The organism is Xanthomonas sp. MLO165, from assembly GCF_018831305.1.
Classification (GTDB): Bacteria; Pseudomonadota; Gammaproteobacteria; order Xanthomonadales; family Xanthomonadaceae; genus Xanthomonas; species Xanthomonas arboricola.
The window spans coordinates 1,958,192-1,971,148 of sequence record NZ_CP029263.1 but is presented as its reverse complement, the minus strand read 5'-3'; the positions used below and the strand labels follow the sequence as shown (position 1 = coordinate 1,971,148).

The window sequence follows — 12,957 nt, the reverse complement described above, 5'->3', positions numbered from 1 at the left end:
GACCGATGCGTCGGTTACAGCTGCTCGGCCGGCCCGGCGATCGGCGGCAACGGACGCGGGCTGCCCTTGTCGTTGTTGTTGCCACCGTCCTTGTCGGACTTGCCCCAACCCGCCGGCGGCGGCGGCTCGCGGCCTTCCATGATGGCGTCGATCTGCGGCACGTCGATGGTCTCGTACTGCAGCAGCAACTGCGACATCGCGTGCAGCTTGTCCAGGTTCTCGGTGAGGATGGCCTTGGTCTTGCTGTAAGCCTTGTCCAGGATCGAGCGCACCACTTCGTCGATCTTGCGCGCGGTCTCGTCGGAAACGTTCTTGTGCTGGGTGACCGAACGCCCCAGGAACACCTCGTCCTCCTCCTCGCCGTAGGCCACCGGGCCGAGCTCGTCGGACAGGCCCCACTTGGTCACCATGTTGCGTGCCATTTTGGTCGCACGCTCGATGTCGTTGGACGCGCCGGTGGTGACCTTGTCGCCACCGAAGATCAGTTCTTCGGCAACGCGGCCGCCGTACAGCGAGCACAGCTGCGACTCGATCGCCACGCGATTCATCGAGTAGCGGTCGCCCTCGGGCAGGTACATGGTCACGCCCAGCGCACGACCACGCGGAATGATGGTGACCTTGTAGACCGGGTCATGCTCGGGCACCAGACGGCCGACGATGGCGTGACCTGCCTCGTGGTACGCGGTGAGCGTCTTCTCGTCCTCGCTCATGGCCATCGAGCGGCGCTCGGCACCCATCAGAATCTTGTCGCGGGCACGATCGAAGTGGTCCATGCGGACTTCCTTCTCGCTGCCGCGTGCGGCAAACAACGCCGCCTCGTTGCACAGGTTGGCCAGGTCGGCACCGGAGAAGCCCGGCGTACCGCGTGCGATGACCATCGGCACCACGTCGTCGGCCAGCGGCAGCTTGCGCATGTGCACACGCAGGATCTGCTCGCGGCCCTTGACGTCCGGCAGGCCGACCACGACCTGACGGTCGAAACGGCCCGGACGCAGCAGCGCCGGATCCAGCACGTCGGGACGGTTGGTCGCCGCGATCACGATCACGCCTTCGCCGCCTTCGAAACCGTCCATCTCGACCAGCAACTGGTTCAGGGTCTGCTCGCGCTCGTCATGCCCGCCGCCGAGACCGGCGCCGCGATGACGGCCCACCGCATCGATTTCGTCGATGAAGATGATGCATGGCGCATGCTTCTTGGCCTGCTCGAACATGTCGCGCACGCGGCTGGCACCTACGCCGACAAACATTTCCACGAAGTCCGAGCCCGAGATGCTGAAGAACGGCACCTTGGCCTCGCCGGCGATGGCCTTGGCGAGCAGCGTCTTGCCGGTACCCGGTGGGCCGACCATCAGCACGCCGCGCGGGATCTTGCCACCCAGCTTGGTGAACTTGGTCGGGTCGCGCAGGAAGTCGACCAGCTCGCCGACTTCTTCCTTGGCCTCGTCGCAGCCGGCGACGTCGGCGAAGGTGATCTTGACCTGGTCCTCGCCCTGCAGCTTGGCGCGCGACTTGCCGAAGCTCATTGCGCCCTTGGCGCCACCGCCACCGCCCTGCATCTGGCGCATGATGAATAGCCAGAAGCCGATGATCAGGATGACCGGAAGGAAATTGAGCACCAACGACCAGAAGCCGGGCCCGGTGGAGGGCTTCTGGCGGGTCATTTCGATGTTCTTGCTATACAGCACGTCGACCAGCTTGTCGTCGCGCGGACCGTAGACGGTGGCTTCGCTGCCGTCGGTGCGCTTGAAGCGGATCGCGTTGACCGCCAGGTTGGTCTCGTCGGTGTAGTCCACCGATTTGACGCGGCCCGAGTCCACTTCCTTCAGGAACTGGGTGTAGGTGATCGAGTCGGGGCCGACACCGCCCGCCATCCGCGGCGAGAAGCTCTGGAAGACGACCATCAGCACAACCGCGACGACCACCCACAGCAGCAGATTCTTGGTCAAGTCGTTCATCCTCATTGGCTCCGGTGCCCTCTACTCTTCAAATTCTTGAAACACGGTGGTCATTGGCAGCTTACTTGATCTGGGCACGCTTGCCCTGACCGAGCGCATAAACTTCCGGGGAACGCTTGCGCGAGGCCGCCGGCTTGCGAATCGTCACCTTGTCATAGCGGCGGCGAAGCTCACGAATGTAATCGTCGGACCCGACACCCTGGAACAGCTTGATCAGGAACGCCCCGCCCGGTTTGAGGTGGGTGTCGGCAAATTCCATCGCCAGTTCCGCCAGGTGCATCATCCGCGGTTGGTCGACCGCATCCATGCCACTCTTATTGGGGGCCATATCGGACAGCACAAGGTCCACCGGCACATCGCCCAGCATCGCCTCGAATTCCGATAGGACGGTTTGCTCCCTGAAGTCGCCGTGAAGGAACTCCACGCCGGCCAGCGGCGGCATCTCCAGGATATCCAGCGCCACCACCCGGCCGCTGTCGCCCATGGACTTGCGCACCTGTTGCGACCAACCGCCTGGCGCCGCGCCCAGGTCGACCACCACCATGCCCGGCTTGAGCAGGCGGTCGCGCTGGAGCAGTTCTTCCAGCTTGTAGGCCGCACGCGAGCGCATGCCTTCGGCCTGCGCCTTCTTGACGAACGGATCGGCGAAGTGTTCCTTGAGCCAGCGCTGGCTGCTTTTACTACGGGAGGGCATCGGCAAAGGGGTCTGAACGGGTCGCCATGATACCCTGAACACCCTTTGCTGCCCTTTGATCCTGCATGTCCATTGTTCTCACCTCCGCCCAGAACCGTTTCCTGCGCGGCCAGGCCCACGATCTCAAGGCACTGCTGCAAACCGGCGGCAAAGGGGTCACGCCGGCATTTCTGGCCGAACTCGAGGAAGTGCTCGAGCGCCACGAACTGATCAAGGTGAAGGTGACATCGGAGGATCGCGAGGCCCGTGACGCCATGATTGCCGAACTGACCGAGCAGACCGGCAGCGCGCTGGTGCAGCGGATCGGCCATGTCGCCATCCTGTACCGCCCCAGCAAGGAAAAGCGTCAGATCGTGCTGCCGCGCGGCTGACCCGACGAGTTCGACATGCCCTTAAGCCAGGAACACCCCGACTACACCTATGCGCTGCGCGCGGCCGATGGCCGCCACGCCAAGGTGAACGATCAGATTCTGCAGCACAGCTTCATCCTGATGCCCGACGAGCTGGTGGAAGGCTGGCCGGTCTCCGGCCTGGAACAGCTCCAGGTCGCGCATATGGACGCGGTGCTGGCGCTCGCCCCGGCGGTGATCCTGCTCGGCACCGGCGAGCGGCAGCAGTTCCCGAAGACGGACGTGCTGGCAGCATGCCTGACCCGCGGCATCGGCCTGGAAGCGATGACCAATGCGGCCGCGGCGCGCACCTACAACGTGCTGGCCAGCGAAGGCCGCCGGGTGGCACTGGCGATGATCCTGGAAGGCCGGGATTAGGGAGTCGGGATTGGGGATTTGCAACCGCGGGCTGGAGCAGGTGTCGCTCTCATGCCAACAGCAGGAGCGACACCCCAAACGATTTCCCAGCCGCTGTCAGCGTCTTGTAAGTAGCGCTGACAGCCCAGCGCCATTGCCGTTGCGAATCCCAAATCCCAAATCCCGATTCACTTCTTAGGCAGATACAGCAGCGGATCCACCGGCTTGCCGTTGTAGCGGATCTCGAAGTGCAGCATGTCGCGGGCGGCGCCGCTGCGGCCCATCTCGGCGATCTGCTGGCCGGCCTTGACGCTCTGGCCTTCGTTGAGCAGGCGCTTGCGGTTGTGTCCGTAGGCGGACAGCCACTGGTCGTTGTGCTTGATGATGATCAGCTCGCCGTAGCCGACCAGGCCGGCGCCGGAGTACACCACCACACCGTCGGCCGCGGCACGCACCGCCTGCCCGCTGGCACCGGCGATGTCCACGCCCTGCTTGGTGGTCTCGCCGCTGACGAAGGTGCCGACCACCACGCCATCGGCCGGCCAGCGCCACGGAAATCCGCTGCTGACCGGTGCTGCGATCGGGGCACTCGGGCGCGGCGGAACCACCGTGCCGGCACTGGAGCTGCTGCCGCCCGGCCTGCTGGCTCCGGGCGGATAGAGCTTGAGGGTCTGGCCGGGATAGATGGTGTTCGGCGAGGACAGGCCATTCCAGGCCGCCAGGTCCGGCGCGGTGATGTTGGTGCGGCGCGAGATGGCGTATAGCGTGTCGCCGCGCTGCACGGTGACGGTCGCACCCGGGCGCGGCACCGATGGACGCGGCGCCGCGGACGGACGCGCGGACGCCGAACCACCGCCGGCTCCGGGCGAGCGCACCACCGTGGCGCTGCTGCAGGCGCCCAGCCCGACGGCGACTGCGAGCAGGACTGCTGTCTTACGTACCGAATTCATCTGCAACTTGCTCATCCGTTGGTTGTCTTCCACACCAGCCAGCCTGCTCCCACCGCCAGGACGGCCATGGCCACCCAGCCCAGCGGCTCGATCCAGCGATGCAGCGCGGCCTCGGCACGCGCCCCACCCAGCCGGATCGCGCCGGCCACCAGATACACGCGCTTGCCGCGCCCCACCAGCATGCTGGCAATGAAGGGCAGGATCGGCACGCCGACCACGCCCGAGGCCCAGGTAAAGATCTTCAACGGGATCGGGGTAAAGCCCACCAGCACCAGCGCCCAGAAGGCCTTCCACGGCGAATCGGCGACCAGCGTGCGCAACGTCTCGATCTGCGCCTGGATCTTGGCGCTCCAGCCCAGCCATTCGATCAGCGGCTGCAAGGCGGCGAAGGCGAAATGGCCCAGCAGATAACCGACCAGCGCGCCGCAGACCGAGCCGATCAGGCTCAAGGTGGCGAACCACAGGGCGCGCCTGGGTTCGGCCAGCGACATCGGCGCCAGCATCACCTCCGGCGGTACCGGGAAGATGAAGCCCTCCACGAAACTGAGGCCGGTCAGCAGCGCCGGAGCGCGGCGATTGCGCGACCAGCGAATGGCCACGTCGTACAACGGCCCGAAGATCTTCATCGAAAAACTCTCATGGATTCAATCCAGCATGCCCGACAACAGCGGGACGAACGTGACCGGCGCCAGAACCTGCTGCTCGATCGCGCCGTCGGCAGCGCGCGTGAGTTGCACCAGTGACTGCGACGAGGCGCCACCGACCGGCGCGACCAGCCGCCCGCCGACCGCCAGCTGATCGACCAGCGCGTCGACCAGCGCCGGGGCGGCGGCGGTGACCACGATGGCATCGTAGGGGCCATGTTCGGGCCAGCCGATGCGGCCGTCGTCGTGCTTGCTGCGCACGTTCATGCCCAGATGGCGGAAGCGCTTGCGCGCCTGCCGCAGCAGGTCGCCGATGCGCTCGACGGTGTACACCTCCAGCCCCAGCGCGGCGAGGATCGCGCCCTGGTAGCCGGAGCCGGTGCCCACTTCGAGCACTTTGGTCGGGCCAACCTGCAGCACCGCCTCGGTCATGCGTGCGACCACCCAGGGCTGCGAGATGGTCTGGCCGTGGCCGATCGGCAAGGCGGTGTCTTCATAGGCACGCGAGGCCAGCGCTTCGTCGATGAACAGATGGCGCGGCACGGTGCGCACCGCGTTGAGCGTGGCCTCGTCCTGGATACCGGCCTCGCGCAGGCGCTCGACCAGCCGGTCGCGCACGCGTTGCGAGGTCATGCCGATCCCGACCGATTCCGGTTGCAGCCGCAGCCTCGGCGTCATGCCGGCGTATCCAGCGCGGCGGTCAGGCCGCCCACCCAGCCGGCCACCGTCTCCAGCGCCTGATAGCGGGTCAGGTCGACATGGATCGGGGTGATCGAGATATGCCCGGTGCGCACGGCATGGAAGTCGGTGCCGGCGCCAGCGTCCTGCTCCGGCCCGGCCGGGCCGATCCAGTACACGGTGCGGCCGCGCGGGTCGCGCTGCGGCACGCAGGGCTCGGACCGGTGGCGGTTGCCCAGCCGGGTGACCTCGAAACCGAGCACCTCCGACCAGGCCAGGTCCGGCACGTTGACGTTGAGGATGGTATCGGCGGGCAACGGGTCGGACTTCAGCCGTGCCACGATCTCCACCGCGGCGCGCGCGGCGGTTTCGTAGTGATGCGCTTCGTGATTGTGCGTCACCAGCGAGACCGCCACCGCCGGCAGGCCGAGGAAGCGGCCTTCCATCGCGGCGGACACGGTGCCCGAATAGATCACGTCGTCGCCGAGATTGGCCGAGTTGTTGATGCCGGAGACCACGATATCCGGGTCGTAATCGAGCATGCCGGTCAGCGCCAGATGCACGCAGTCGGTCGGCGTGCCGGCAACCGCGCAGGTCTGCGCGTCGATGCGGCGGGTGCGGATCGGCACATCCAGCGTCAGCGAGTTGCTGGCGCCGGAACGGTCGCGGTCGGGCGCGACCACCATCACTTCATGACCGGCATGGCGCAGCGCCTCGGCCAAAATCTGGATGCCGGGGGCGTCGACACCGTCGTCGTTGCTAACCAGTACGCGCATGGGACTCCTCGGAAAACCGGGTCATGATACCGGATGCGTCCGCGCCCTTCGCGCTTGATCTTCGCTTGCGCCTGAGGTTGGGCAGGTTAGGCTGTGAGCATGTCGCATCCTGAAGACGAAGACGACGGCGCGCTGTTCCGCGCAGCGATCGGCGCGGTGAAGCCGATTCGTGAAGTCGCCCCACCGGCCAATGCCAAGCCGCGCCCCAAGCCGCGCGCACGCATGGCCGAGCGCGACGATGAGGAAGCGCACACCGAATTCGCGCGTCTGCTGCGCGACAGTGCGCCGCTGGAGGCGGGCGATACCGCCAGCTACCGGCGCGAGAATCTTCCCACCCGATTGTTTCAGCGGCTCAAGCGCGGTCAGTTCTCGATCCAGGACGAACTGGACCTGCATGGCGCCACCGCCGCGCAGGCGGAATCGCTGCTGCGGCAGTTCCTGCTGGAAGCGCATGCGCACGACCATGGCTGCGTGCGCATCATCCACGGCAAGGGGCTGCAGTCGGACAACGGCGCGCCGGTGTTGAAAAACCTGATGGATCGCCTGCTGCGTCAGCGCAACGACGTGTTGGCGTTTCATTCCGCGCCGGCCACGCAAGGTGGCACCGGAGCATTGCTGGTGTTGCTGGCGCGGCGTTAGCGCCGATTGGGTGACGGGTCGCTGGTGCAGGCATGCGCTTGCGCAAAGGACGTGTTGATGGGCAGGCCTGTCGCGGCCAGGTCCGCTCCTACGGCGGTGACGTGTTTGCCGGGCAGCCGACGACCACTGGATAGACCTAGGCGTCGGGACGCGTGCCGGCGTTGAGACGGCCGGCGTCGCTGACCTCGCCGAGTTCCCACAGCACCGCGGTGGCGTAGCAGCCCGGCGGCAGTGCGAATGCGATCTGCAGGCTATCCGCATCCAGCCAGCGATACGCCAACTGTTGCGGACGCAAGCGCAGTGCGCGGCGCTCCTGCTTCAAGCCCGCGGCCTCCAGGCCTTGTCGCAGCACCTCCGATTGCGGGTCCGACAACGCGCCCTGCTCCACCGCCGCGGCCTGCGCGGTCGAACGCAGTTCGCCGGCGCCCCATAACGGACCGCTGGGATGGATATCGAAGCGCGCCAGGCGCTCTGCCAGTACATCGGTGAACGGCTCGGGGCCGAACACGCTGCGCGAGCCATCCAGCATCCACGCCTCGCCATCCAGCGCGGCATCCCAATTGCCCTGCTCCACGCGTGCGGTGAGCAGCCGATTGAACAGCGCCGAGCGCGCCGCCGACAGCAGCATCGAGCGTTGATCGTTGCGCAGCCGCCGCCGGGATGCCGGCGCCGCCGACAAGGTGCCGTCGGCATTGGACACATAACCGAACATCGCCAGCGCGGAGGCCACGTTGCCGCCATCGCGGCCGAAGCGCTGTTCGCCAAACCAGTTCGGGATACCGCGCGCGGCGATCGCCTGCAGGCGCTGTTCGATCGCCGCACGCTCGCCGTGCACCTGGCGCAACGTCAACACGAAACGATTGCCCAGCAGTGCGCCGCGTTGCAGCTTGCGGTTGTGCCAGGTACTGGCGATGACCTGCATCTCATCGTCGTCGAGCGCGGCGAGCTCCGGCGCGATGCGCTTGGGCAGATGCACGCTGAAGCGCTGCGTGGTCACCGCATGGCGGTCCTTCAGCCCGGCGTAGCTGACGCCCATCTCGGCGATTCCGGCCCACTGCGCGAGTTTCTTCGCGATATAGGCGGTGTTCTGCCCACGCTTGCGGATGGTGAGCAACAGGTGCTCGCCCTCGCCGGTTGGCTCGAAGGCAGGCAGCTCATCGACCTGAAAATCGTCGGGCGTGCTGCGCATTGCCGCGCCGAGGACCGCAGCGCCATGCGCGCGCGGCAGAACAGAGGTGTCGCTCATGCTGTGATTTACCTTCGCGCCGACAGGTCGTGCGCTATGTGCCGAATGCCTCGGCGCGGTGATGTCGCGGTGCGACGCCAAGACGAGCCCGGCGCAGGTAACCGCGATCTGGAGCGGCTGGAACAGCTAGCCGGCAGTGGCCGGATGCGTGGACGGCAGGCTCAGCACTGCAGGGTATGCGGGATGATCGCCATGCCCGGCACCTTCCATGCCACCGACGGTGCGCAGGCGTCTGTGAGCCGCGGTCAGCCGGCGATCCTGCCGAGCAAGACTGCCGCTTGCGCAGCGATGCCCTCGCTGCGGCCGGTGAAGCCGAGTTTTTCGCTGGTGGTGGCCTTGACGCTGACCGCATCGAGTTCGATCGCCAGCAGGCCGGCGATGCGTTCGCGCATCGCCAGTGCATGCGGGCCGATCTTGGGACGCTCGCAGATCACGGTGACATCGGCATTGCCGACCCGCCAGCCACGCTCGCGCAGCAAGTGATCGCAATGTTGCAGGAACTGCGCGCTGTCGGCGTCCTTCCAGCGCGCGTCGGACGGCGGAAAGTGCTGACCGATATCGCCCAGCGCCAGCGCGCCCAGCATCGCATCGCATAGCGCGTGCAGCACCACGTCGCCATCGCTGTGCGCGAGCACGCCATGGCTGTGCGCGACGCGCACGCCGCCCAGCATCACGTGGTCGCCCGCACCGAACGCGTGCACGTCGTAGCCCTGACCGATTCGAAAATTGAAAGACATGGTAATCCGTGGTGATTAGGGAGCGTCGGCGTCGTGGTGGGCACCAGCGGACAGCGCATCGGTGTGGCCAACGACCGCCCCGGCGCGCGGGTCGGTTGCAGGCGACTGGGCATCCACTGCAACACCTCGGCGCGCCAGCTCGAATTCGAAGCGCGCCAGATCCGTTGGCGTGGTCACCTTGAAGTTGTCTTCGGCACCTTCCACCAGCAACGGGCGCAATCCCAGCCGCTCCATCGCCATCGCCTCGTCGGTCACGTCCACCCCGGCCGCCGACGCCTCGGTGAGGCCGCGGATCAGTTGATGGCGACGGAACAGCTGCGGGGTCAGCGCGCGCCACAGCCGCTCGCGTGGCTCGGTGGCATCGATGCCGCCATCGTCGCCGGCCCGCTTGAGCGTGTCGCGCACCGGCGCAGCCAGGATCGCGCCGACCGGATCGCCGCGGCCGATCTCCAGCAGACGTTCCAGATCGGCCAGCGCCAGATTGGGCCGCGCGGCATCGTGCACCAGCACAAAGTCATCGGCCCGCACGCTCTCCGGCAGGGCAAGCAATCCGGCCAGTACCGATGCCGCACGTGTCCCGCCACCGACGCAGGTCAGCACCGGCTTGCCCTGCACCGAGGTCCAGCCCGGCCAATCCGCATCGTCGGGCGCGATGGCCACCACGATGCCGGCCACCACCGGATGCGCGGCAAGCGCCGCCAGCGTGTAGGCCATCAGCGGTTGCCCGGCAGCGCACAGATATTGCTTGGGGGTCTGCCCACCAAAACGCGTGCCGCGCCCGGCGGCCGGCACGATCGCCCAGATCGAACCGGTCATGGCTGTTCCGCCGGAGCGTCAGGCTCGACGGGCGCAGCGGACGGCGCGGCCACTGCGGGCGGCAGCGGCGGTGCATCTTCGACCACGCGATAGAACGTCTCGCCCGGTTTGATCATGCCCAGTTCGCTGCGCGCGCGCTCTTCGATTGCCGCCTCGCCGTCCTTCAAATCCTTCACCTCTGCTGCCAACGCCTGGTTGCGTTGGCGCAGACCTTCGTTGTCCTGTGTCTGATGCGCGACCTGGGCTTCCAGCATCATCACTTCACCGGAATTCCCAGGCCCGAACCAGAAGCGGTACTGCAGCCAAGCCAGCAGCACCGCCAGCACCAGCAGTAGCCAGCGCCAGTTGCGCACGGCTTAGCGCTTGAGCGAAACGAACGCGTCGCGGCCGGCGTAACGCGCGCCGGAGCCCAGCGCCTGCTCGATGCGCAGCAACTGGTTGTACTTGGCGACGCGGTCGCTGCGGCACAGCGAGCCGGTCTTGATCTGCGTGGCGGTGGTGGCCACGGCGATGTCGGCGATGGTGGTGTCTTCGGTTTCGCCCGAGCGGTGCGAGACGATCGAGGCGTAATTGGCCGCATGCGCCATCGCAATGGCTTCCAGCGTCTCGGTCAACGTGCCGATCTGGTTGACCTTGATCAGGATCGCGTTGGCGGTGCCCGAGTCGATGCCCTGCTTGAAGATCTTCGGGTTGGTGACGAACAGATCGTCGCCGACCAGCTGCACCTTCTTGCCGACGCGGTCGGTGAGCAGCTTCCAGCCGGCCCAGTCGTCCTCGGCCAGGCCGTCTTCGATGCTGATGATCGGGTACTGCGCGACCCAGTCGGCCAGGAAGTCGACGAACTGCTCGCTGGTCAGGCGCTTGTTTTCGCCAACCAGGTTGTACTTGCCGTTGTCGTAGAACTCGCTGGAGGCCACGTCCAGGCCCAGCAGCACGTCTTCGCCGGCGGTGTAGCCGGCCTTGCCGATCGCCTCGAGGATGGTGTCCAGCGCTTCGACGTTGCTGCGGAAGTCCGGCGCAAAGCCGCCTTCGTCGCCCACCGCCGTGCTCAGGCCGTGGCCCTTGAGCACCGACTTGAGCGCGTGGAAGATTTCGGTGCCGGCACGCAGCGCTTCGGAGAACGAGCTGCAGCCGACCGGCAGCACCATGAACTCCTGGAAGTCGACGTTGTTGTCGGCATGCGCGCCGCCGTTGATGATGTTCATCATCGGCACCGGCAGTGCCACATCGGACTCGGTGATGGTGGACAGGTACTGCCACAGCGGCTGCTTGCGCGAGGCGGCCACCGCATGCGCGGCGGCCAAAGAAACCCCCAGCAGCGCGTTCGCGCCCAGGCGGCCCTTGTTCTCGGTGCCGTCCAGGTCGATCAGGCGGCGGTCCAGACCCTGCTGGTCGGCCGCGTCAAAGCCCTTGAGCGTCTCGGCGATGGTGCCGTTGACGTTCTGCACCGCATGCAGCACGCCCTTGCCCAGGTAGCGGGTCTTGTCGCCATCGCGCAGTTCCACCGCTTCCTTGGTGCCGGTCGAGGCGCCCGAGGGCACGGCAGCGCGGCCGAACGAGCCGTCGTCCAGCGTGACTTCGGCCTCCAGCGTGGGGTTGCCGCGGGAGTCGAGGATTTCGCGGGCGAGGATCTTGGCGATAGTGGTCATAGGTCGATCGGTTACCAGTAAGGGGGAAGTACACCGGAAACAAGCTGCGGGATTATCGCCGCACACCGGCACATTGCCAAATCGCGTGAAGCTGCCGCACGCAACAGGCCCGCAAGCATGCTGCTAGGCCATCAAGCCCAGCAGCGGTAAACCAGACAGCAGCAGCAAGACCGACAGCAACACCAACGCAAAGATCGCTGCGCCGGATTGGCGAGCCAGCCGCAACGCCAGCGGACCGGCGATCAGGCAACTTGTGATCGCGACTGCGGCCAGCAGCAGCGTGACCAGCATTGGCACCCGCGTGGCCTGCATGGCATGGTCGCCGTCACCCGGCATGCCGATGCTGGCAGCGACCAGAAACACCATCGCGGCCATGCACGCCCACGCGGCGATCGATGCGACCAGCGCGATCCAGCCCCAGGGCCAGTGGCGCCACTGCCGACGCTGGCGCTGCGACGCGGCCAGCGCCCAGGCATCGGAACTCATGCGAAGCGCGCGAATCCGTGCTTCTTGGTGACGGCATCCAGTTCCATCAGGGTCTCGAGCAGCTCTTCCATGCGGTCCAGCGGCCAGGCGTTGGGGCCGTCCGACAAGGCCTTGGACGGGTCCGGATGGGTTTCGGCAAACAGGCCGGAAATGCCCACCGCCACCGCCGCGCGCGCCAGCACCGGCACGAATTCGCGCTGGCCGCCGGAACTGCTGCCCTGCCCGCCCGGCAACTGCACCGAATGGGTGGCATCGAACACCACCGGGCAGCCGGTGTCGCGCATGACGCTCAGCGAGCGCATGTCGCTGACCAGATTGTTGTAGCCGAACGAGGCGCCACGCTCGCAGACCATGATCTGCTCGTTGCCGGTCGACTTGGCCTTGTCCACCACCGGCTTCATGTCCCACGGCGCCAGGAACTGGCCCTTCTTGATGTTGACCGGCTTGCCGGCGGCGCAGACGTTCTTGATGAAATCGGTCTGGCGCACCAGGAAGGCCGGGGTCTGCAGCACGTCGACGACGGCGGCGACCTCGTTCATCGGGGTGTATTCGTGCACGTCGGTCAGCACCGGCACGCCGATCTGCTGCTTTACCGCAGCCAGCACCTTCAGGCCCTCTTCCAGGCCCGGGCCGCGAAAGCTGGTACCGGAGGTGCGGTTGGCCTTGTCGAAGCTCGACTTGAAGATGAAGTTGATCCCCAGCTTGCCGGTGATCTCCTTGAGCTTGCCGGCCACGTCGAGCTGCAGCTGCATCGACTCGATCACGCAGGGGCCGGCGATCAGGAACAACGGCTGATCCAGGCCAACGTCAAAGTCACACAGTTTCATCAGGTCACCTATTGATTAAAGCCCCTCTCCCGTCGGGAGAGGGGTTGGTGTGCGGGTACGGTTGCGAAGCGCTGCTGACGTGCGATGGTTTGCCCTGAATGACGCGTGGCGACG

General features: G+C 66.5%; 16 protein-coding genes. 3 read left to right on the top strand and 13 right to left on the bottom strand.

The window, feature by feature from the left end; all coding sequences use genetic code 11:
* Positions 1-14: 14 nt before the first annotated feature.
* Positions 15-1,955 (bottom strand): ATP-dependent zinc metalloprotease FtsH, encoded by a 1,941-nt coding sequence (ftsH, locus tag DGN21_RS08615; RefSeq protein WP_024939575.1) that lies wholly within the window; start codon positions 1,953-1,955, stop codon positions 15-17.
* Between the two features lie 61 nt (positions 1,956-2,016).
* The gene (gene rlmE, locus DGN21_RS08610; protein WP_016904005.1) at positions 2,017-2,649 is read right to left on the bottom strand and encodes a 23S rRNA (uridine(2552)-2'-O)-methyltransferase RlmE; all 633 of its coding nucleotides are present in this window, start codon (positions 2,647-2,649) and stop codon (positions 2,017-2,019) included.
* A gap of 65 nt (positions 2,650-2,714) precedes the next feature.
* Between rlmE and yhbY the strand changes: the two genes are divergently transcribed.
* Positions 2,715-3,020, top strand: a complete 306-nt coding sequence (yhbY, locus tag DGN21_RS08605; protein ID WP_024939574.1) for a ribosome assembly RNA-binding protein YhbY — start codon at positions 2,715-2,717, stop codon at positions 3,018-3,020.
* Between the two features lie 15 nt (positions 3,021-3,035).
* Positions 3,036-3,416 carry an Mth938-like domain-containing protein gene (locus DGN21_RS08600; RefSeq protein ID WP_126965764.1) on the top strand — a complete coding sequence of 127 codons (381 nt, stop codon included), beginning with the start codon at positions 3,036-3,038 and terminating at the stop codon, positions 3,414-3,416.
* Between the two features lie 167 nt (positions 3,417-3,583).
* Here the strand turns inward: DGN21_RS08600 and DGN21_RS08595 are convergent, their stop codons facing one another.
* The 4 genes from DGN21_RS08595 to surE are packed head-to-tail and all read right to left on the bottom strand — an operon-like array spanning position 3,584 to position 6,443.
* Entirely contained in the window at positions 3,584-4,360 is a 777-nt protein-coding gene (locus tag DGN21_RS08595; RefSeq protein ID WP_054592808.1) for a peptidoglycan DD-metalloendopeptidase family protein, read from the bottom strand.
* The gene (locus DGN21_RS08590; RefSeq protein WP_016904009.1) at positions 4,357-4,971 is read right to left on the bottom strand and encodes a YqaA family protein; all 615 of its coding nucleotides are present in this window, start codon (positions 4,969-4,971) and stop codon (positions 4,357-4,359) included. The genes DGN21_RS08595 and DGN21_RS08590 overlap by 4 nt, the downstream gene beginning before the upstream one ends.
* 18 nt (positions 4,972-4,989) lie before the next feature.
* Positions 4,990-5,667, bottom strand: coding sequence for a protein-L-isoaspartate(D-aspartate) O-methyltransferase (locus DGN21_RS08585; protein WP_016904010.1), 678 nt, complete (start codon positions 5,665-5,667; stop codon positions 4,990-4,992).
* On the bottom strand, positions 5,664-6,443 hold the full coding sequence (gene surE / locus DGN21_RS08580) for a 5'/3'-nucleotidase SurE (protein WP_024939572.1): 780 nt from the start codon (positions 6,441-6,443) through the stop codon (positions 5,664-5,666). Before surE ends, DGN21_RS08585 begins: the two co-directional genes overlap by 4 nt.
* Before the next feature lie 99 nt (positions 6,444-6,542).
* On the opposite strand from surE, the gene DGN21_RS08575 reads away from it, so the two are divergent.
* Complete coding sequence (locus DGN21_RS08575; RefSeq protein WP_160955170.1) at positions 6,543-7,082, top strand: Smr/MutS family protein; 540 nt, start codon at positions 6,543-6,545, stop codon at positions 7,080-7,082.
* 136 nt (positions 7,083-7,218) lie between these two features.
* On the opposite strand, the gene truD is transcribed toward DGN21_RS08575, so the two are convergent.
* From truD to kdsA, 7 genes are all read right to left on the bottom strand, one after another.
* Complete coding sequence (gene truD / locus DGN21_RS08570) at positions 7,219-8,328, bottom strand: tRNA pseudouridine(13) synthase TruD (RefSeq protein ID WP_126965762.1); 1,110 nt, start codon at positions 8,326-8,328, stop codon at positions 7,219-7,221.
* Between the two features lie 245 nt (positions 8,329-8,573).
* Positions 8,574-9,065, bottom strand: a complete 492-nt coding sequence (gene ispF / locus DGN21_RS08565; protein WP_065032327.1) for a 2-C-methyl-D-erythritol 2,4-cyclodiphosphate synthase — start codon at positions 9,063-9,065, stop codon at positions 8,574-8,576.
* Positions 9,066-9,080: 15 nt separating this feature from the next.
* Positions 9,081-9,881: a 2-C-methyl-D-erythritol 4-phosphate cytidylyltransferase gene (ispD, locus tag DGN21_RS08560; protein ID WP_126965761.1), complete on the bottom strand. Its 801-nt coding sequence runs from the start codon at positions 9,879-9,881 to the stop codon at positions 9,081-9,083.
* The gene (ftsB, locus tag DGN21_RS08555; protein ID WP_016904016.1) at positions 9,878-10,234 is read right to left on the bottom strand and encodes a cell division protein FtsB; all 357 of its coding nucleotides are present in this window, start codon (positions 10,232-10,234) and stop codon (positions 9,878-9,880) included. The genes ispD and ftsB overlap by 4 nt, the downstream gene beginning before the upstream one ends.
* 3 nt (positions 10,235-10,237) lie before the next feature.
* Positions 10,238-11,530, bottom strand: a complete 1,293-nt coding sequence (eno, locus tag DGN21_RS08550) for a phosphopyruvate hydratase (protein WP_016904017.1) — start codon at positions 11,528-11,530, stop codon at positions 10,238-10,240.
* A 123-nt stretch (positions 11,531-11,653) separates the two neighbouring features.
* Positions 11,654-11,896, bottom strand: coding sequence for a hypothetical protein (locus DGN21_RS08545; protein ID WP_024939566.1), 243 nt, complete (start codon positions 11,894-11,896; stop codon positions 11,654-11,656).
* A gap of 116 nt (positions 11,897-12,012) precedes the next feature.
* Positions 12,013-12,843, bottom strand: a complete 831-nt coding sequence (gene kdsA / locus DGN21_RS08540; RefSeq protein WP_006453321.1) for a 3-deoxy-8-phosphooctulonate synthase — start codon at positions 12,841-12,843, stop codon at positions 12,013-12,015.
* Positions 12,844-12,957 lie beyond the last annotated feature (114 nt).

Coding starts and splice junctions, on each gene's coding strand:
- ftsH (WP_024939575.1), bottom strand. CDS start 1,955: ATGAACGACTTGACCAAGAATCTGCTGCTGTGGGTGGTCGTCGCGGTT.
- rlmE (WP_016904005.1), bottom strand. CDS start 2,649: ATGCCCTCCCGTAGTAAAAGCAGCCAGCGCTGGCTCAAGGAACACTTC.
- yhbY (WP_024939574.1), top strand. CDS start 2,715: ATGTCCATTGTTCTCACCTCCGCCCAGAACCGTTTCCTGCGCGGCCAG.
- DGN21_RS08600 (WP_126965764.1), top strand. CDS start 3,036: ATGCCCTTAAGCCAGGAACACCCCGACTACACCTATGCGCTGCGCGCG.
- DGN21_RS08595 (WP_054592808.1), bottom strand. CDS start 4,360: ATGAGCAAGTTGCAGATGAATTCGGTACGTAAGACAGCAGTCCTGCTC.
- DGN21_RS08590 (WP_016904009.1), bottom strand. CDS start 4,971: ATGAAGATCTTCGGGCCGTTGTACGACGTGGCCATTCGCTGGTCGCGC.
- DGN21_RS08585 (WP_016904010.1), bottom strand. CDS start 5,667: ATGACGCCGAGGCTGCGGCTGCAACCGGAATCGGTCGGGATCGGCATG.
- surE (WP_024939572.1), bottom strand. CDS start 6,443: ATGCGCGTACTGGTTAGCAACGACGACGGTGTCGACGCCCCCGGCATC.
- DGN21_RS08575 (WP_160955170.1), top strand. CDS start 6,543: ATGTCGCATCCTGAAGACGAAGACGACGGCGCGCTGTTCCGCGCAGCG.
- truD (WP_126965762.1), bottom strand. CDS start 8,328: ATGAGCGACACCTCTGTTCTGCCGCGCGCGCATGGCGCTGCGGTCCTC.
- ispF (WP_065032327.1), bottom strand. CDS start 9,065: ATGTCTTTCAATTTTCGAATCGGTCAGGGCTACGACGTGCACGCGTTC.
- ispD (WP_126965761.1), bottom strand. CDS start 9,881: ATGACCGGTTCGATCTGGGCGATCGTGCCGGCCGCCGGGCGCGGCACG.
- eno (WP_016904017.1), bottom strand. CDS start 11,530: ATGACCACTATCGCCAAGATCCTCGCCCGCGAAATCCTCGACTCCCGC.
- DGN21_RS08545 (WP_024939566.1), bottom strand. CDS start 11,896: ATGGTGTTTCTGGTCGCTGCCAGCATCGGCATGCCGGGTGACGGCGAC.
- kdsA (WP_006453321.1), bottom strand. CDS start 12,843: ATGAAACTGTGTGACTTTGACGTTGGCCTGGATCAGCCGTTGTTCCTG.